This window comes from Planctomycetota bacterium (assembly GCA_035384565.1).
Lineage (GTDB): Bacteria > Planctomycetota > PUPC01 > DSUN01 > DSUN01 > DAOOIT01.
Genome location: DAOOIT010000047.1, coordinates 1 through 19397 on the forward strand (window position 1 = coordinate 1; position 19397 = coordinate 19397).

Annotated in this window: 9 protein-coding genes; 2 read left to right on the forward strand and 7 right to left on the reverse strand. The window is 69.7% G+C overall.

What is annotated here, in order from left to right; translation table 11 throughout:
• The first annotated feature begins 150 nt into the window (after nt 1-150).
• The gene (locus tag PLE19_16515) at nt 151-1485 is read left to right on the forward strand and encodes a Gfo/Idh/MocA family oxidoreductase (GenBank protein HPD16558.1); all 1335 of its coding nucleotides are present in this window, start codon (nt 151-153) and stop codon (nt 1483-1485) included.
• 29 nt (nt 1486-1514) lie between these two features.
• Complete coding sequence (locus PLE19_16520; protein HPD16559.1) at nt 1515-3728, forward strand: HEAT repeat domain-containing protein; 2214 nt, start codon at nt 1515-1517, stop codon at nt 3726-3728.
• Nucleotides 3729-3812: 84 nt separating this feature from the next.
• On the opposite strand, the gene PLE19_16525 is transcribed toward PLE19_16520, so the two are convergent.
• From PLE19_16525 to PLE19_16555, 7 genes are all read right to left on the reverse strand, one after another.
• The gene (locus tag PLE19_16525; GenBank protein HPD16560.1) at nt 3813-5237 is read right to left on the reverse strand and encodes a glutamate synthase subunit beta; all 1425 of its coding nucleotides are present in this window, start codon (nt 5235-5237) and stop codon (nt 3813-3815) included.
• Nucleotides 5230-9813, reverse strand: a complete 4584-nt coding sequence (gltB, locus tag PLE19_16530) for a glutamate synthase large subunit (protein HPD16561.1) — start codon at nt 9811-9813, stop codon at nt 5230-5232. Before gltB ends, PLE19_16525 begins: the two co-directional genes overlap by 8 nt.
• A gap of 24 nt (nt 9814-9837) precedes the next feature.
• Entirely contained in the window at nt 9838-11616 is a 1779-nt protein-coding gene (locus PLE19_16535; GenBank protein HPD16562.1) for an NAD+ synthase, read from the reverse strand.
• Between the two features lie 65 nt (nt 11617-11681).
• Nucleotides 11682-13811 (reverse strand): glutamine synthetase III, encoded by a 2130-nt coding sequence (locus PLE19_16540; protein ID HPD16563.1) that lies wholly within the window; start codon nt 13809-13811, stop codon nt 11682-11684.
• A gap of 1099 nt (nt 13812-14910) precedes the next feature.
• Nucleotides 14911-15447, reverse strand: a complete 537-nt coding sequence (locus PLE19_16545; GenBank protein ID HPD16564.1) for a hypothetical protein — start codon at nt 15445-15447, stop codon at nt 14911-14913.
• Nucleotides 15448-15590: 143 nt separating this feature from the next.
• Entirely contained in the window at nt 15591-17171 is a 1581-nt protein-coding gene (locus PLE19_16550; GenBank protein ID HPD16565.1) for a hypothetical protein, read from the reverse strand.
• Between the two features lie 17 nt (nt 17172-17188).
• Nucleotides 17189-19243, reverse strand: coding sequence for a hypothetical protein (locus tag PLE19_16555; protein HPD16566.1), 2055 nt, complete (start codon nt 19241-19243; stop codon nt 17189-17191).
• Nucleotides 19244-19397: the final 154 nt, after the last annotated feature.

A 19397-nucleotide genomic window follows, 5' to 3' on the forward strand; every position in this document is an offset into this window, starting at 1 on the left:
CCTATTTCGCTCCTTCGGAGCTCCCGCAGCCACCTACAATTCCGGCCCACACCCGGCGCCGAACTTGACAGCGGGCGGCTCGATGCGTATGAATAGGGCAGTGACACCCCCGCGCCAGCGCGGAATCCGTGCAAGCGAAAGGAGGCTGGAATGCCCCACACTGAAGCTCTGGGATCGAACTCAAGGCCGGCCCGCCGCCTGGGCCGCCGCGAGTTCCTCACCTCGGCCGGCCTCGCCGGCGCGGCCCTGGCGCTCGTGCGCCCGAGCGCGCTGGGCAAGGACGGCGCCGTGCCGCCCAGCGAGCGGATCATCATGGGCGGCATCGGCCTGCGCGGCCGCGGCATGGGCGACCTCGGCTGGATGCTCCCTGAGAAAGACGTCCAGTTCGTCGCCATCTGCGACGCGCAGCGCTCCGCCCGCGAAAACTGCAAGAAGTTCGTAGACCAGCGCTATGGCAACACCGACTGCAAGACCTACCCGGAGGTCAACGAGTTCCTGGCCGAGCGCACCGACATTGACGGCATCCTCATGGCCACGGGCGACCGCTGGCACGCCCTGATGTCCATCCTCGCCATGCGCGCGGGCAAGGACGTCTACACCGAGAAGCCCTCGGCCATGACCATCGCCGAGGGCCGCGCCGTGGTCGAAACCGCCCGGCGCACCGGCCGCGTCTACCAGACCGGCACCCAGCGCCTCAGCGAGGGCAACCACGTCTTCTGCATCGAGATGGCCCGCACCGGCCGCCTCGGCAAGGTCCACACCGCCTACGCCCACATCGCCCCGTGGGACGACGCCTACATGAAGCACGACTGGCTGCCCGCCGAGCCCGAGCCGCCGAAGGACGAGGTGGACTGGGACGCCTGGCTCGGCCCCTGCCCCTGGCGCCCATTCAACTCGGCCTACATCCGCGGCGGCTGGCGCGGCCACTACGACTTCCACACCAGTTGCATCGGCGAGTGGGGCGCCCACACCTTCGCCCAGGCCCAGGCCGGCCTCGACATGCTCCACACCTCGCCCGTCGAATACGAATACATCAACAACTCCACCGGCGACGGCATGGTCACCCACTTCGCCAACGGCGTCCGCCTGATCCTCTCGCGCGGCGACCGGTACTGGCACGGCTCGTGCGGCGAGCGCTTCGACGGCGAGAAGGGCTGGGTGGCCGCCGCCGACGGCTACTCCAAGCCCGACGTCTCCTCCCCCGCCCTGCTGGCCGACTTCAGGAAAGTGGTGGGCGACTACATGGAGCGCACCCAGCGCCCGATGAACCACATGCGCAACTTCCTCGACTGCATCAAGAGCCGCCGGCCCACCGTGGCCGACCCCGAAGTGATGCACCGCTCGATGACCACCGTCCACTGCGCCAACATCTGCATGTGGCTCCGCCGCAACCTCAAGTACGACCCGGCCAAAGAGGAATTCGTCAACGACGACGAGGCCAACCGCCTCCGCTCGCGCGCCATGCGCGCCCCCTACGTCATCTGAGGCCCCCGCTTCCGGAAGGAGACCGAACGGTGTTCAAAACCCAGTGGATTCTTCTGGCCGTTGCCGCCCTGGCGCTCGGCCTCGCCGCGCGGCGCACCGAGGCCGGCGCGCCCAAGCTGGAGATCCAGCGCGCCACCTACGAGGCCACCGACGGCGCCGGCAAGGCCGACGTCACCGACAAGGTCAAGGCCATGCTCAAAGGCGGCCGCCTCGTGGTCGAGGTGAGCAACGACGCCCTCGGCGGCGACCCCGCCAACGGCCACGTCAAGCAGCTCAAACTCGAGTACACCCTCGACGGCAAGGCCCTGGTCCTCACGGCCAGGGAAGGCGAGACCATCGCCATCCCCGAGCTCCCGCCTCCCTCGCCCGAAGAGGCCCTGGCCAACGCCCTCGCCGTCCTGAAATCCGACGCGCCCCAGGCCGACAAGGCCGGCGCCTGCCGCCTGCTCCAGCGGGTCGGCACCAAGGCGGCCATCCCCGCCCTCGTGGCGCTCCTGCCCGACGCCAAGCTGTCGCACATGGCCCTCTACGCCCTCGAGCCGATGCCGTTCCCCGAGGTGGATGACGCCCTCCGCGCCGCCCTCCCCTCGCTCAAGGGGCGGCAGCTCGCCGGCGTGATCAACTCGCTCGGCGTGCGGCGCGACCCGAAGGCCGTCGGGCCGATCGCGAAGTTCCTGGGCGACCCCGACCGGGACGTGGCGGCCATCGCCGTCCGAGCCGTCGGCACCATCGGCACGCCCGAGGCGGCCAAGGTGCTCACGGCCGCCATGGCCACCCCCTCGGTCCCCGTGGCCGATGGCGCGCTCCGCTGCGCCGACGCGCTCGCCGCCGCCGGCTACAAGGCCGAGGCCCTCGCCCTCTACGAACTCGTCCGAACCTCCAAGGCCGCCCCCTTCCAGCGCGCTGCCGGCGTGCGCGGCATCGTCCGCACCAAGGGAGCCGAGGGCGCCGCGTTCCTCGCCGAGCAGCTCCGCTCCGGCGACTACCTGCTCTTCGCTGCCCTCATCCACCTGGTGCAGCAGGAGCTGCCCGAGAAAGAGATCACCCAGGCCCTCATGGCCGAGGCCCAGAAGGCGGCCGGCGACAAGAAGCTGCTGCTCATCCAGGCGCTCGGCTGGCGCCGCGACGAGGCGGCTCTGCCCACACTCGCCGCCCTCGCCTCGGCCGGCGACCCGCCGATGCGCGTGGCCGCCATCCTCGCCCTCGCCACCATCGGCAAGCCCGCCGTAGTGCCCGCGCTGGCCAAGCTGTGCGAGGATGCCGACACCGAGATCGCCAAGGCCGCGCAAGAGGCCCTGGCCAGCGTGCCCGGCCAGGAGGCCGACCAGGCCATCCTCGCCCTCCTCGAGGCCAAGGAGGCCCCGCGACGGGTCCTGGGCATCCAGCTCGCAAACCGGCGCAGGATAGCGGGCGTGATGCCGGCGATCCTCAAGGCCGCCAAAGACCCCGATGCCACCGTACGCACCGCCGCATTCGGCGCGCTGCGCGACCTGGCCACCGAGGCCGATGTGCCCGCCCTCCTCGACCTGCTCGCCGCCGCCGAGGCGGGTGCCGAGGCCGACGCCGCCCTCCAGGCCCTCCTGGCCGCCTGCCGCGATGCGGCTCAGCCCGACGCCCTCGTGGCCAGGATCGCCGAGAAGATGGCCGCCTCCCCCGCGAAGACGAAGGCGGCACTCCTCCGCGCCCTCGGCGCCGTGGGCGGCCCCGCCGCCCTCAAGGCCGTCCGCACCGCCGCGGCCGACGCCGACACTGACGTGAAGCGCGCCGCCCTCCGCGCCCTCGCCGAGTGGAAGGACGCCGAAGCCGGCGCCACCCTGGCCGAGCTCGCCAGGACCGCGGCCAACGACACCGACAAGCTGCTCTGCCTCCGCGGCCTCCTGGGCCTGGCCGGCCGGCAGAATCTGCCGCCCGATCAGCGCCTGGCCCTCTGCAAGCAGGCCGCCGCACTCATCACCCGCGACGATGAGCGCAAGCAGCTCCTCGGCGCCCTGGGCGGCATCCAGACGCCCGAGGCCCTGGCCGAGATCGTGCCGCACCTGGACAATGCGGCCACCAAGGCCGAGGCCAGCCTGGCCATCCTGGGCATCGCGGAGAAGCTGCTCCAGGGCCGCCAGACCCAGGCCAACGCGGCCAAGGTGGCCGGCCCGCTCGAAAAGGTGGTCGAAGCGGCGGCCACCCCCGAACTGGTGAATCGGGCGAAGGCCCTGCTCAAGCGCGCACCGGCCCCCCGCGTCCGCCAGTAGCCGCTCCGGCGTGGGCTCTGTGGTTGGCAGATGATCGCGCCCGTCGAAGCGGCGCACCCTGCGCGAACGGTGCCGGCCGTCCGGCTAGCGCATCAGGTGGCGGTCCATCGCCGCCGCGGCCTGCCGGCCCAGGTAGATGGCCCGCACCACGAGCGAGGCGCCGAGCACGCTGTCGCCCGCCGCGAACACCCCCTCGGCGCTGGTGCGGTAGTCGGCGTCCACCCTCACGACCCCGCGGTCCGTCACCTCCACCCCGAGGTCCTCGATGAGCGGGCCGTGCTCGATGCGCGTGAAGCCCATCGCCAGCAATACGAGGTCGGCCGGCAGCTCGAAGTCGGAGCCAGGCACCTCCTTGAAGGAGGAGCGGCCGCTCGCATCGGGCGGCGACCATTCGAGCCGGACGCAGCGGAGCTTCTGCACTCGCCCCTCGCCGACGAACTCGCGCGTCCCGATGCTCCAGAGGCGCCGGCACCCCTCTTCGTGAGAGCTGGAGCTTCGCAAGGTGCGCGGCCAGGTGGGCCATGGATTGTCGGGCGGCCGCTCGGCCGGCGGCTCGGGCAGGAGCTCGATCTGCACGATGTCGCGGGCCCCCTGCCGCCGGGCCGTGCCGATGCAGTCGGCGCCGGTGTCGCCCCCCCCGATGACGACTACGCTCTTCCCCGCGGCCGAGATCGCCTCGTCGGGCGGGATCGTGTCGCCGGCGTTGCGGCGGTTCTGCTGCGTGAGGAACCGCATGGCGAAGTGGATGCCCCCGAGCTCGCGGCCCGGAATCTTGAGGTCGCGCGGCGTGCGCGCGCCGGCAGCGAGCAGAATGGCGTCGAACGTGCGGCGCAGATAGCGCACGGACACGTCGCTGCCCGCCTCCACGCGCGTCTCGAACACGACGCCCTCCGAACGCATCTGCTCGATGCGGCGGTCAATCACCCACTTCTCGAGCTTGAAGTCGGGGATGCCGTAGCGGAGGATGCCGCCGGGCCGGTCGGCCTTCTCGAACACCACCACCTCGTGGCCGCGGCGCGCGAGCTGCTGGGCGGCGGCCAGGCCGGTGGGCCCCGAGCCGATGATGGCCACCTTCTTGCCCGTCCTCACGGGCGCAGGCTCCGGCTGCACCCAGCCGCGCTCCCACCCGCGCTCGATGATCTGGAGCTCGATCTGCTTGATGGCGACCGGCTTCTGGTTGATCGAGAGCGTGCAGGCGGCCTCGCAGGGCGCGGGGCACACGCGGCCCGTGACCTCGGGGAGGTTGTTCGTGGCGTGCAGGAGGTCCAGCGCCTTCCGCCACTGCTTGCGGTAGACCATGTCGTTCCAGTCGGGGATGAGGTTCTGCACGGGACAGCCGAACGAGTGGCAGAACGGGATTCCGCAGTCCATGCACCGGGCGGCCTGGACCTCGAGCTGCGGCACGGGGAGGCGGAGCTCGATCTCCTGGTAGTCGTGCACACGCTCGACGACGGGGCGCTTGGGCGGGTCCTGGCGCTCGTAGAGCAGGAAGCCGGTGGGCTTACCCATGGTAGACCTCCTCGGTCGCCGACACGGTCTCGCGGTCGGTGTCTTCGCCGAGGCGCATGCGCTCGAGCGATCTCCGGTAGTCAATCGGCATGACCTTCACGAAGAGCGGCAGGCAGGCCTCCCAGTTGTCCAGGATGCGCTTGGCCCGCGCGCTGCCGGTGTGCCGGTGGTGGGTCTCCAGCAGCAGGCCCAGCTCGCCCTTGTCGGCGGCCGTCACCACGCTCTCGAGGTCCACCATGTCCAGGTTGCAGCAGGTGTCGAACAGCCCGGTCTCGTTGTAGACGTAGGCGATTCCGCCCGACATGCCGGCCGCGAAGTTGACCCCCGTAGGGCCAAGCACCACCACCGTGCCGCCCGTCATGTACTCGCAGCCGTGATCGCCCACGCCCTCCACGACGGCCCGGGCGCCGCTGTTGCGGATGGCGAACCGCTCGCCCGCGATGCCCAGGATGTAGACCTCCCCCCCCGTGGCGCCGTAGAGGCACACGTTGCCGACCAGGATGTTCTCGGCTGGATCGAAGGTCGCTTCGCGCGGGGGCACGACGATGATGCGGCCGCCGCACAGCCCCTTGCCCAGGTAGTCGTTGGCGTCGCCCTCGACCCGGAGAGTCACGCCCGGGGCGAGGAAGGCGCCCAGGCTCTGGCCCGCCGAGCCCCGGAGGTGCGCCACCACGGTGTCGTCGGGCAGGCCCCGCGCGCCGAACTGCTTCGTGATGACGCCGCTGAGCATGGCGCCCACGGTGCGGTGGGTGTTGCGGATCGGCCTCTCGATGGCCACGGGCCGCTTGTTCTTGAGCGCCGGCTGCGCCAGGCGGATCAGCTCCTGGTCGAGGTGCTCGGCCACCTCGTGCTCCTGGGGCCGGGTGCAGCGGACGGCGGCGCCGCCCTCCCGTGCGCCGGCGGCGAGCAGCGCCCGCAGGTTCACCTTGCCGGCCTTCCAGCGGCCGGCCAGGTCGGCCGTCTCCAGGCGATCGGTGCGGCCGATCATCTCGTCCAGCGTGCGGAAGCCCAGGGCGGCCATGTGCTCGCGGAGTTCCTGGGCGATGAAGCGCATGAAGTTCACCACGTGCTCGGGCCGGCCGGGAAAGCGGGCGCGCAGGGTCTTGTCCTGCGTCGCCACGCCCACGGGGCACGTGTTGAGGTGGCACTTGCGCATCATGATGCACCCGAGGGCCACCAGGGCAATGGTGCCGAAGCCGAACTCCTCCGCCCCCAGCAGCGCGGCGACGGCCAGGTCGCGGCCCGTGCGGAGCTGGCCGTCCACCTGCACGCGAATGCGGTCGCGCAGGTGGTTGTTGACCAGGGTCTGCTGGGTCTCGGCCAGGCCGAGTTCCCAGGGGAGCCCGGTGTGCTTGATGGCCGTGAGGGGCGAGGCGCCCGTGCCGCCGTCGTGGCCGGCGATGAGGACCATGTCGGCCTTGCCCTTGGCCACGCCGGCCGCCACCGTGCCCACGCCGACCTCCGAGACCAGCTTCACCGAGACCCGCGCCGCGGGATTGGTCATCTTCAGGTCGTAGATGAGCTGCTTGATGTCCTCGATCGAGTAGATGTCATGGTGCGGCGGCGGCGAGATGAGCGTGACGCCCGGCGTGGTGTGGCGCACGTGGGCGATCTCTTTCGACACCTTGTGGCCGGGGAGCTGGCCGCCCTCGCCCGGCTTGGCGCCCTGGGCGATCTTGATCTGGAGTTCGTCGGCGCTCATCAGGTACTCGGTGGTCACGCCGAAGCGGCCGCTGGCCACCTGCTTGGTGCGCGAGCAGCGGTTGTCGCCGTTGGGCAGCCGCCGGTAGCGGGCCGGGTCTTCCCCGCCTTCGCCCGAGTTGTTGCGCGCGCCCAGGCGGTTCATCGCGATGGCCATCGCCTCGTGCGCCTCGAGGCTGATGGAGCCGTGCGACATCGCCGCCGTGGTGAAGCGGGTGACGATGGATTCGACGGGCTCGACCTCCTCGATGGGCACGGGCGTGCCCGGCGTGAAGCGGAGCAGGCTGCGGAGGGTGACCTCGGCGCTGGACTGCTCGTCCACCAGGCGCGAGTACTGCTTGAAGAGGGCGTAGTCGCCCGTGCGGACGGCGTGCTGGAGCAGATAGATGGCGTCGGGGGTGAGGCGGTGCTTCTCGCCGCCGATGCGGATGTGGTAGACGCCGCCGGGGTCCAGCACGCGGGGCGGGTCGCCGGCCTCGGGGAAGGCGCGGCGGTGGCGCGCCATGGCTTCGGCGGCCAGCTCGTCGAGTCCGATGCCGTCCAGCCGCGAGGCGGTGCCGGTGAAGTAGCGCTCGACCAGTTCGCGGCCGAGGCCCAGGGCTTCGAAGATCTGCGAGCCCTGGAAGCTGCGGATGGTCGAGATGCCCATGCGGCTGAAGGTCTTGAGCAGGCCCTTCTTGACGGCGGTGATGTAGTTGTCGAGCGCCCCCTCGGGCGTCACGGCCGTTTCGAGCAAGCCCTCCTCGGCGAGCTGGCGGGCCGTGGCGAAGGCCAGATAGGGGCAGACCGCCGTGACGCCGTAGGCGATGAGCTGGGCGAAGTGGATCACTTCGCGCGCCTCGGCCGTCTCGACGATGAGGTCGGCATAGCCGCGCAGGCCCTTGCGGATGAGGTGGTGGTGAAGGCCGCTGGCCGCGAGCAGCACGGGGATGGGCGCGTGGTCGCGGTCCACCTGACGGTCGGTCAGGATGAGCAGGGTTGCGCCCCGCGCGATGGCCGCCTCGGCCTGGGCGAAGAGCGCGTCGAGCGCCCGCTCGAGCTCGGCCCCTCCGCCGCCGGCGGGGAACACGATGTCGAGGTCGAACACCGCCACGTCGGGGTGCTTGCTCCCGCGCAGGCGGAGCATGTCCTCGGGCGTGAGCACGGGGTGGTGCAGCTTGAGCTGGCGGCAGTGTTCGGGGGTCTCGTCGAGCAGGTTGCGCTTGCGCCCGGCGAAGTTCATCAGCGACATCACGAGCTCTTCGCGCAGCGGGTCAATGGGCGGGTTGGTCACCTGGGCGAAGAGCTGCTTGAAGTAGGCGAAGAGGAGCTGCGGGCGCTGCGACAGGCAGGCGAGAGCCGCGTCGTTGCCCATCGAGCCCACGGCCTCCTGCGCGTTGGCGGCCATGGGTCCGAGGACCATCTTCAGTTCTTCTTCCGTGTAGCCGAAGGCGTGTTGCTTCTGGCGCAGCACCTTGGGATCGGCGGGGGGCGGCTCGGCAGGCATGAGCAGGCCGCGGAGCTCGATGCGATTGTCTTTCACCCAGTGGCGGTACGGCTTCTGGCGCGAGATGCGGGCCTTGATCTCCTGGTTCGGGATGATGCGGTGCTGCTCGAGGTCCACCAGCAGCATCTTGCCGGGCTGAAGCCGCCCCCGGGACAGAATGCGGTCGGGTGGGATGTCGAGCACGCCGGTTTCGGAGGCCAGTACGACCAGGCCGTCGCGCGTGATGGTGTAGCGCGCGGGCCGCAGGCCATTGCGGTCCAGCGTGGCGCCGATGTAGCGTCCGTCGGTGAAGACGAGAGCGGCCGGGCCGTCCCACGGCTCCATGAAGGCCGCGTGGTATTCGTAGAAGGCGCGCTGGTCTTCCCCCATCGTGAACTTGGCTCCCCAGGCCTCGGGCACGAGCATCATCATGGCGTGGGGCAGCGAGCGGCCGGCCAGCACGAGGAGTTCGAGGGCGTTGTCCAGCATGGCCGAGTCGCTGCCGCCCTCGACGACGATCGGTTTGAGCTTCGCGATGTCGTCGCCGAAGAGGGCCGAGCGAAGGGTGGCCTCGCGCGCGCGCATGCGGTTGGTGTTGCCGCGCAGGGTGTTGATTTCGCCGTTATGAGCGAGCATGCGGAACGGCTGGGCGAGCTGCCAACTCGGAAAGGTGTTGGTGGAGTAGCGCTGGTGCACGAGCGCGAAGGCGCTGGCGAAGCGTGGGTCGGCCAGGTCGGGGTAGAAGACGGGCAGTTGCGACCCGACGAGCATTCCCTTGTAGACGATCGTCCGGCTCGACAGGCTGGCGAGGTAGAACTGGCTGGCCTCGTCGCCCCAGGCGGCGGCTTCCTTCTCGGCGACGCGGCGGATGACGTAGAGCTTGCGCTCGAACGCCTCGCGGCTGGCGGTGCCGCACCGGAGGAAGAGCTGGCGGACGGCGGGCATGGTGCGGCGTGCGAAGTCGCCCAGGGGTGCGGCATCCACCGGCACGTCGCGCCAGCCGAGCACCTCGGCTCCCTCGGCTTGCGCGATGCGCTCGAGCGCGCCCGCCGCGCGCTTGGCCAGCGCCGGCTGGCTGGGCAGGAAGACCATCCCCACGGCGTAGGCGCCGGCCTCCGGCAGCCGCAGGCCTTTGGCCGTGCAATCGGCGGCGAGGAGTTCGTGCGGGATCTGGACCAGCAGGCCGGCGCCGTCGCCCGTCGCCTTGTCGCCGCCCAGGGCGCCGCGGTGTTCGAGGTTCACGAGCACCTGCATGGCCGCGGTCACGATGGCATGGTCGCGTTGCGCATCGAGCCGCGCGACGAAGCCTACGCCGCAGCTATCGTGCTCGAAGGCTGGGTCGTAGAGGCCGAAGGCGCGGGGAAGCCCCGAGGGGGTGAAAGGTCGTCGTTGGCCGTCATCGCTGTTCACAGTGCGGACCTCTGAGGGGTTATTTTACCTGGTTGCCGTTCCCGGCACAAGGGGCGCGGGAGCGGAGGGCGGAGGGGCGGCAGGGCGGGGTCGGGCGGCGCCCGTGTAGCGGTTGGTGATGGGGAAGCGGCGGTCACGCCCGAAGGCTTTGGGCGTGATCTTCACGCCGGGCGGGGCCTGGCGGCGCTTGTACTCGCTGCTGTCCACCAGGCGCACCACGCGCCACACGTCGGCCGCGTCGCAGCCGCCCGCGATGATGGCTTCGGGCGACTTGTCCTCTTCCACGTAGGCGGTCACGATGGGGTCGAGCACTGCATAGGGCGGCAGCGAGTCCTCGTCCTTCTGGTTCGGCTTGAGTTCGGCCGTGGGTGCGCGCTCGATGACGCTCGGCGGGATGATGGCCCGCCCCGCCTTGCGGTTCACGTGGTGGCTCAGTTCGTAGACCACGGTTTTCGGCACGTCCTTGATCACCGCGAACCCGCCGGCCGTGTCGCCGTAGAGCGTGCAGTAGCCGACGGCGGTTTCGCTCTTGTTGCCCGTGGTGAGCACGAGCCAGCCGAAGCGGTTGGACAGGGCCATGAGGAAGTTGCCGCGCACGCGGGCCTGAAGGTTCTCGCACTCGATGCCCGGTTCGCCAGGGCCGAAGGCGTCGGCCAGCGACTCCAGGTAGCGCTCGAACACGGGGCGGATCGGCAGGGTGAGGAGCCGGATGCCCAGGTTGCGGGCCAGCAGGGTGGCATCGGCGAGGGTTTCGCTGGAGGTGAAGTGGGAGGGCATCGTGACGCCCACCACGTTGTCGGCGCCCAGGGCATCCACGGCGATGCAGGCGGTGAGCGACGAATCCACGCCGCCGCTGAGGCCGATGGCCACCTTGCGGAAGCCGTTCTTGAGGACGTAGTCGCGGGTGCCCAGCGTGAGGGCCTCGTAGATTTCCTCGATAGGCTCCAGCGGGCGGGCGACGGTGAACGGCGCGGGGGCCGCCCCGGCGGAGTTGGCCGACTCGAGCACGATGCGGCGTTCCCAACGCCCGCTCGTCTGGCGCGGGTGCACCGATTCTCCGGCGCCGTTGGTCACGATGTCGAACACCAGCAGGTCTTCGCGGAACCGCGCCGACGAGGCCACCATTTCGCCGGCCGGGTTGAAGACCAGGCCGCCGCCATCGAAGACCAGTTCATCCTGGCCGCCGACGAGGTTGTTATAGCACAGCGTCGTCCCGGTGCGCCGGGCGAAAGCCGCGAGCACGTTGCGGCGGGTGGCGAGCTTGCCGGCATGGAAGGGCGAGGCCGAGAGGTTGAGGACCACGTGGGCCTGGTTGCGCTGGGCGTAACGCTCGGCCATGCCGTCGCGCACCCACACGTCCTCGCAGATGGTGGTGAAGAGTCGCACGCCGTTCATCTCGAACACCAGGCAGCCGCAGCCGGGGGTGAAGTAGCGTTTCTCGTCGAAGACGCCGTAGTTGGGGAGCTCGAGCTTGTGGTAGATGCCGAGCAGGCCGCCCTCGTGAAGGAGAGCGGCCGCGTTGTAGACCTTGCCGTTGGCTGCCTCGGGGAAGCCCACGAGCGCCGTCATGCCCCGCGTGGAGCGCGCCACCTCGTCGAGAGCCGCGCGGCAGTCTTGAAGGAAATGGGCGCGCAGGAGAAGGTCCTCCGGCGGATAGCCGCAGAGGGCGAGTTCGGGGAAGATCACCAGGTCGGCCTTGGCGTCGCGCGCGCGCTGCACCCATTGGGCGGCCAGGGCCACATTGCCCGGCAGGTCGCCCACCGTGGGGTTGATCTGCGCCATCGCGATGCGCAGGGCACCCATGACCGCATCTCCTGAGGCCGGGACCGACGGCCCGGGCTCGCGCGGCTCCCCGTTGTCCCGGGCCGCTAGCGGACGAAGAGCATCTCCGCATACGTGGGCAGCGGCCAAAGCCGCGCGTCCACGATCTGCTCGAGCTGGTCCACGGTCTCCCGGAGACTGACCAGCGCGGGCATCACGACGTCGCGGTAGGCCTTCGCGCGCCCGACGGCTTCGTGGACCGGCGCCGCGGCGGCCACGGCGGCCTCCAGGCCGGCGATGCGGGCTTCGAGGGCCTCGACGAGCCCACACGTTCGCTCGAGCAGGGCCCCCTGCGCCTTGGCCGCCAGGCCCACTCCTTTCACCTGGCTGACGGCGGCCGCCAGGGCATCCGTCTGTCCGATGACTGCGGGGAGCACCTGGCGTTTCGCAATCTGGAGCGCGGTGCGCGCCTCCACGTTGATCTGCTTGGCGTACGTTTCCAGGAGCAGATCGGTGCGGGCGTGGAGCTCGCCGCGCGAGAGCACGCAGTGCCGCTCGAGGACCGCCATGTTCTCCTCCTCGGCGAGGGTGAGCAGGCTGTCCACCGAGCTGCGGATGTTGGGCAGACCGCGCCGCTCGGCCTCGGCCACCCAGTCCTGCGAGTAGTTGTCGCCGTTGAAGATGATGCGCGCGCTCTCCCTGGCGAAGCGCTGGAGCAGGGCCTGGGCCGCCGCATTCACATCGCCGGCGCCCTCGAGCTCGTCGGCCACTTCCCGCAGAACGTCGGCCACGATCGTGTTGAGGGTGAAGTTCGGGCCCGCCGTAGACTGGCTGGAGCCGACCATTCGGAACTCGAACTTGTTGCCCGTGAAGGCGAACGGCGAGGTGCGGTTGCGGTCGGTGGTATCCCTGGGCAGCGGCGGCAGGGTGCTCACGCCGAGCTTGAGTTCGCCCCCGGCCTTCGAGGTCCGCTTGCCGCCGCTGGCGAGTTGCCCGAAAATCTCGGTGAGCTGCTCGCCCAGGAAGATGGAGACAATAGCCGGCGGCGCCTCGTTGGCGCCCAGGCGATGATCGTTGCCCGAGGTGGCCACGCTGGCGCGCAGGAGCTTGGCATACTTGTCCACCGCGCGCACGACGGAGCACAGGAAGACGAGGAATACCTCGTTCTCGTGGGGCGTGTTGCCGGGGTCGAGCAGGTTGATGCCGTCGTCGGTCACGAGGCTCCAGTTGTTGTGTTTGCCCGAGCCGTTGACGCCGGCGAACGGCTTCTCGTGCAGCAGGCACACGAAGCCGTGGCGGCGGGCGACCTTGCGCAGGGTCTCCATCGTGAGCTGGTTGTGGTCGGTGGCCACGTTGACGGTGGTGAAGACGGGCGCCAGTTCGTACTGGGCGGGGGAGACCTCGTTGTGCTGGGTCTTGGCCGCGACGCCCAGGGTCCACAGCTCGTTGTTCAGCTCATTCATGAGCGAGGCGATGCGCTCGTCGAGGGCGCCGAAGTAGTGGTCCTCGAGTTCCTGCCCCTTGGGCGGCGGCGCGCCGAACAGCGTGCGGCCGCACAGCAGGAGGTCGAGGCGCTTCTCGACGAACTTGCGATCCACCAGGAAGTACTCCTGCTCGGGGCCGCAGGTAGCGGCCACCCGCTTGGTCGTCGTGTTGCCGAAGAGCCGCAGCACCCGCAGCGCCTGGCGGTTCAAGGCGTCCATCGAGCGAAGCAGGGGCGTCTTCTTGTCCAGCGCCTCGCCGCGGTAGCTGCAGAAGGCGCTCGGGATGAAGAGCGTGACATTGGCGCCGTCGCGCTTGACGAAGACGGGGGAAGTGCAGTCCCACGCCGTGTAGCCGCGCGCCTCGAAGGTCGCCCGCAGGCCGCCCGAGGGGAACGACGAGGCGTCGGGCTCGCCCTTGATCAGCTCCTTGCCGCTGAACTCCATCATCGTGCGCCCATCGGCCATCGGCGAGATGAAGGAGTCGTGCTTCTCGGCCGTCGTGCCCGTCATCGGCTGGAACCAGTGGCAGAAGTGCGTGGCGCCCTTCTCCGTCGCCCAATCCTTCATCGCGTTGGCCACGACATCGGCGATCGAGGGGTCGAGGCTCTCGCCCCCTTCGATGGTCCGCCGCAGCCGGCGGTAGACGTTCTTGGGCAGACGCTCGCGCATCACGGCATCGTTGAAGACATTCGAGCCGTACACCGCGGGGACGCCAGAGCCCTTCCCATTGGTCGTGCTGTCGCCGTTGGCCATCGCCGGACCCCTTTGCGATTGAGGTGCTTAGGACACGGGTCGCCTCTCAGATTTCTGGCGACAGCAATCTGCGTGCCACATGCCGCACCGAGATAGTGAATAGGGCGGCTTCCTGCCCCGAAGTGGGCAATCGGCGGGTTCTTCGGCAGCGTACGCCGTCCATGCTGGGTGAATGCGGTTTTTCATCGGGCAGGATGTGCCTACCGTCCGGTACGTTCCTTGCAACGAGAACCTACCGGCCGGTATGACATGCCGAATGCCCCGCGACGCCCTCCCCCCGCCTCCCCTCGATGCATCAAACAATCCCGTGGTCCAGCAGCCTGTCCACGGTTTGGCGATCTTGGTCCGAGTGGCCTGGTGCGAGGCGTCGGCATGCCTGCTCCCCGCGGCGCTGGCGGTTCCTCGGGCGGGCCGTGTCGAGTGCCTGGGGGCCGGCGCCTGCCCATGCTGTATCAACCCTGTGAGGGGGAGAGTGATACAGCATGGGTAGACGGGCGAGAATGGGCGATCCTCGCGGTTCCGGCCATATTCGCTCATCTGCGGGATGAGCAAGCATGTATGGGGCATGGCCGAAGAGCGTAAGGCAATGGGGCATAAAGGGTTATACGTACTGGCGAGATGGATGAAGGGGAGCAGAGACCTCCCTCCCGTAGGTTCCAACACCTTCGGGAGGGGAACAGGAAGGGCGAGCGCTGCTGGGCTTGCCCTCCCGAACGTATTGGAACGTTCGGGAGGGGGCTCGCTGGTCGGCTACAGGCGCATACAGCGCCCCTGGCGAAGGCCGAAGTTCACATCGCAACCGCCCCGCTACGCCCATACTTGCTCAACCCTGAGAGGGGGGAATGAGCAAGTATGGGTAGATGGGCGAGAATGGGCGATTCTCGCGGCTCCGGCCATACTCGCTCACTTCTGGGATGAGCAAGTATGTGAGCGGGAATGGCCGGAGAGCGTAAGGCATTGGGGCATAGATGGTTATGGAGTGTTCATCGCTGGCGTCGCAGCCCCGGCCCCACGCTCCCAGAAGGCGGCTGCATCCGGATCGCCAGACCGTGATGAGCCGCATTGAGGACGTCTGCGGGGCGGAGCCGGGGATTGAACGCTACTTCCTGCCGGGCTCAGGCAGGGGCTTGAGCCCGTGGAGGTCTATGAGGGGAACCTTGACCTCGAAGTCGCGCAAGGGGGGAGAGATCCAGCTCAGCTTTGAGAGGTGGTCGGCAGCGGACTCGAACTGTTTGCGCACGCGCTCGGTCTCGGCTGAGATGCCAACTTGTTTCTCACGGGCAACGGCATCCAGGGTGCGCCAGAAGTCGCGGGTGCGGCCGAAATGCGGTTCGCGGGCCTTGGCAGCGGACTGCGCGGCTTCGGCAAGGGCTGCCTGTAGCCCGCCAGGCTGGGGCCGCGCCAGCAGCGAGAGGTACCACTCGAGCTGCCCCGCCCTCCCCCAGTCGTTGAGCGCCTCGTGGATGCGGGTGAGGCCGAGAGCGGCGTCGCGCCGCAGGTGCTCGCTCTGCCCTTCGTCGGCGACGATGCGCTCGAGCGCGTCGCGGGCGTCGCGGAGGGCGGCCACGTCGTCCGCCGACAGGCCGGCCAGGCCGCCATCGCCATCGCCGTGGGGCTCCTGGCCGAGAGCGGGCACGAGGGAAGCGGAGAGCAGAAACGCGAATATCGAGAGCCGAACGCGGAATGTCGAATGACGAACCAGCGGGCGCACAAATGGCCGTAGGGAAGCCGTCCCTCGGCGTTCGTCACTCGACGTTCGGCAATGGGCGTCCTGGGGCTTCATTGGATCAGCGGCTCGAATGGGTTCTTGAGGTCGTCGGGGGTGCCGGGCTTGCCGTCCTCGCCGGCGGGGCCGAAGTTCATGTAGTCCGCGAAGCCCTTCAGGCCCACCGCGTGGCCTCGAACGGCCCGTGCTCCGATGACGATCAGGTCCTGGGCAATCGCCTTGTAGTCATCGCCCGTGGCGCGCGCGAAGGCGTCGAGGTAGCACTGAAGGGCCTCCTTGGGGTGGCCCGTGTAGATGTAGGTGAGGGCGCGGAAGCGAGAGGCCTGCGCCGTGTCGCCGGCCGCCTTGCGCGCCCCCGCGAAGGCTCGCTCGCGCTCGGTGTACGCGGGGCGCGGAACAGCGGCGAGCTGGTCCTGGAGATCGTCGGGGGTGCCGGGCTTGCCGTCCTCGCCGTTGGGCCCATAGCGCTGGAAGTTGATCACTTGGTTGGCGCGGGCGACGTGGCCGTCAATCGAGCGAAGGATCTCGGCAATGACCAGTGTGTTGCCCGCGATGGCGCCGCGGTCGCCCGAGGCGTCGAGGCAGATGCGCGCGGCCTGAAGGGCCTCGACGAACTTCGCCTGCCGTCGCAAGGCGTCCACGATCATGGACTGGGCGCTATACCACTGGTCGGGGAGTTCGGGGTAATCGGTGAAGGCGCGCTCGAGGGTTCTGGCGGCGGCATCGGGCCTGCCGCCATCGAGGGCGGCGCGGCCGGCGAGCATGCAGCATTCCTGGGCGAACCGGCGGTTATCGCCGGCCTTCTTCTCGATATCGAGGAACCAGGCGGCGGCCTCGTCGAAGCGCTGGAGGCGGAGGAGGCACTCGCCGGGACGCTTGAGCAGGACGGGCCGTTCCCATTCGGCTCGCGTGTCGAGTCGCCTGGCCTCGAGCAGGCGCGTGGCGGCGTCGAGGGCCTTCTCGGCCTCGCCCTTGGTCCACGCGGCCTCGAACATCACGAGCAGGGCTTCGGCCACGAGCTTGTCATCGGCGGGGGCCAGCTCCGCGGCCCTCTTCGCCGCGTCGTAGGCCTCGTCGAGCTTGCGGGCGCGGTGAAGCTGGAAGCGTGCGAGCCACAGGCGGCCCGCCGCCTCGCTCGCCGCGTCGCCCGCGCTGGCGGCGATGAGTTCGTTGGCCTTGTCAACCGCTTCCTTCGCCTTGTTCCACTCCCACATGGCGGCGCACTGGTCGAGCAGGGCCTGGCGGCCGAGCGCCTTGTCGTCGGGAGAGGCGGCACGCAGGCGGTCGAGGGTCTGGATCACCTCGGCGAACTTGCGCTTCTGGCGGTAGATATCGGCCATGATTCCGAGGGCGGCAGCCTTCTGCTCGCTCTTGGCGAGGGGGCTGGCAGCGGCCTCCTCGCAGGCGCGGAGGGCCTCCTCGTGTTTCCGCGAGTCACCGCTCCAGGCTTTCGCCTGTTCCAGGAGCCTGGCCACGGGGTCGGCGGCGGGCGCCTCGCCGCCGAAGGCCGATAGGCCCAGTGCCCAGCAGCCAATGATCAGCCCCCAGCGGCCCCAGGAGGAGCGAAGCCCAACCGGCCCGCCGCCCCTCGTTTCTGCTTGGACATTGAGCATTGTGGATTGGATATTGGACATTGGGCTTCGGCTCCTCATCACGGCCTTGGCCTCGCGTCGGAATCCAGTTCGTCCTTGCTGCGGACAAGGCGGATGTCGTCCACCCACCACGTGCCGGGGGCTGTGCCTTCGCCGGAGAAGATGACCCAACAGAAGAGCCGCGAGAGGAAGCCGGGCGTCCTCGCCAGCAGCGGCTCGAGAGGAATGTCCACGCGGCGAAACTCGCCAGACGTCTTGCCCAGGCCCACGGGCGGCGTGGTGGTGGGGGCGATGTAGTCGGGCTGGTCACGAAGCTGCACGCGCAGCTCGTCGGCGCTGGTGCCGTCGGACTTCACCCAGAGCGACACGGCGTGGAAGCCGGTGATGTCGCGCGGCACATAGGGGTTGCCGATGGGCAGTGTCCAGGGGCCCTTGCCGGCCGTGATGCGCCAGCTCGAGCGGCTGGTGGGCAGCGGGGCCACCTGGCGATCGAGTGCGACCGTGACGTCGCCCGTGGGGTTGCGAACCGAGATGGCGTAGTCCTCGCCCCAGAAGTAGAAGCTCTCGGCCCGTCGCACGCCGAAGAGGATGCCCACGGCGCCCGCGAGGGCGCCGTCGCTGCCAACGGCAGTGACGGTGAGGTCGAGGGAGCCGGGCCACTCGCGGCGCCAGTCGCGGCCGTCGTGGTGGATTTCGCGGGGTCTGAGGATGATGGGCGCCCCGTAGATGCCGTCGCCCGCCGCCCCGTCGCCGTGCTGGCCATCATCGGCCATGGGTGTGCGGGGCGAGCCGCCCAGGCGACTGAGGTCCACGGTCACCGACTTCGGCTTTCCCCTCTGATCCACGACCAGGGCGGTGATAGCGAGTTGCGTGGGCGCGAGGGCTGCCTCCATGTCGCGCGCGAAGCGGGCGATCTGCCGCGCGATGCCTGCCGCGTGGGGCGCCCTGGGCAGGACGCTGAGGCAGCGCTGAAGGCTCGACGCGCCCTCGCTCCAGGCGCCCGAGGCAAACGAGAAGGCCGGCGGCGATACGACGACGTTGCTCACCTTCAGCGCCCCGTCGAAGCGGAAACCCTTCGCCAGCGCGCCGTTGGCCGCCGCGTAGAAGATGGTGCCGTTGGCATTGGCGCGCAGGTGGGCGCCCTCGGCCACGAAGGGGCTGAGGGGCAGGCCCTGGTTGCACGGGGTGAGCGTCCTGAAGCCGTCCAGCGAAGCCACCATCCCCAGCCTCGTAGGCTCGTAGGCGTAGAAGACCTGGCTGTCGGCGGTAGGACCCGGCACCACGCCCAGGCTGGCCAGGCGCGTCAGTTCGTCCGAACCAGCTTTGGCGAAGTTCGCGCCGTTGTTGGTGACCACGTGCACCCCGGCGTCGGCGGTGGCCCAGTAGACGTCGCCTCGAAGGACGGGCAGGGCCGCGTCCGTGGGCACCACGTCGCGCACGACCACGTACCACGGTTCGCCGAGCGAGGCGGCGGACAGGATGTTCCGCACGTCGGGCTTCTCACGGGTCGAGGCCGCCAGGTAGAGGCGCAGACTCGACGGCCCGCTGCACAGGAGTTTCCACGCGTGCAGGTCGGGCGACGTGATGCGCCAGGTGCGGCCGCCGTCCTCTGTCACCGAGATGCCGGGCGCGGCGGCCCCGTGAATGGCCAGGAACGTGAGGAATCGCATGTCGGCCGGGTAGAGATGCACGGCCAGCACCGCGTCAGCGGCCAGGCCGTTCGCCTTCGAGCCTGCCTGGCGGAACGTCTTGCCGCCATCGGTGGTGCCCCACACACCCCGGCCGTCGGTGGCCAGATAGAAGACGCCGGGCGAGACGGGGTCGAAGGCCACATGGCGGACCGTTCCGACCCTGGCGGGCGCCGCTTCGGGCAGCGGCGCCCAGGTGCGGCCCCCGTCGTCCGAGAGATGCAGGCCCGCGGCCGTGGCGGCGACGACGCGTTGCGGCAGCGTGGGGTGAGGGAAGACGCCCGCCACATCCGCCAACCGCGCCTCGCGCACCCATGTGACGCGAAAGGGCGGGTACTTGCCGGCGTGGCGCCATTCGTGCTGGGGGTAGCCGTGGGTCTCGACGGCCTCGAATGGCGGAGGGGCTTCCTCGCCAGCGCGAGACAAGGAAAGGAGCGTGGCGAGCAAGAGGAAGGGGGGAAGAGAGAATGTCGAACGCTGAATCAGGAATGGCGACTGATGAAGGAAAGCCCGATGCCTTCTCGGTTGCTCCGCCCCAGTTCGACATGCAGCATTCGGCGTTCGATATGCGACATTCGCC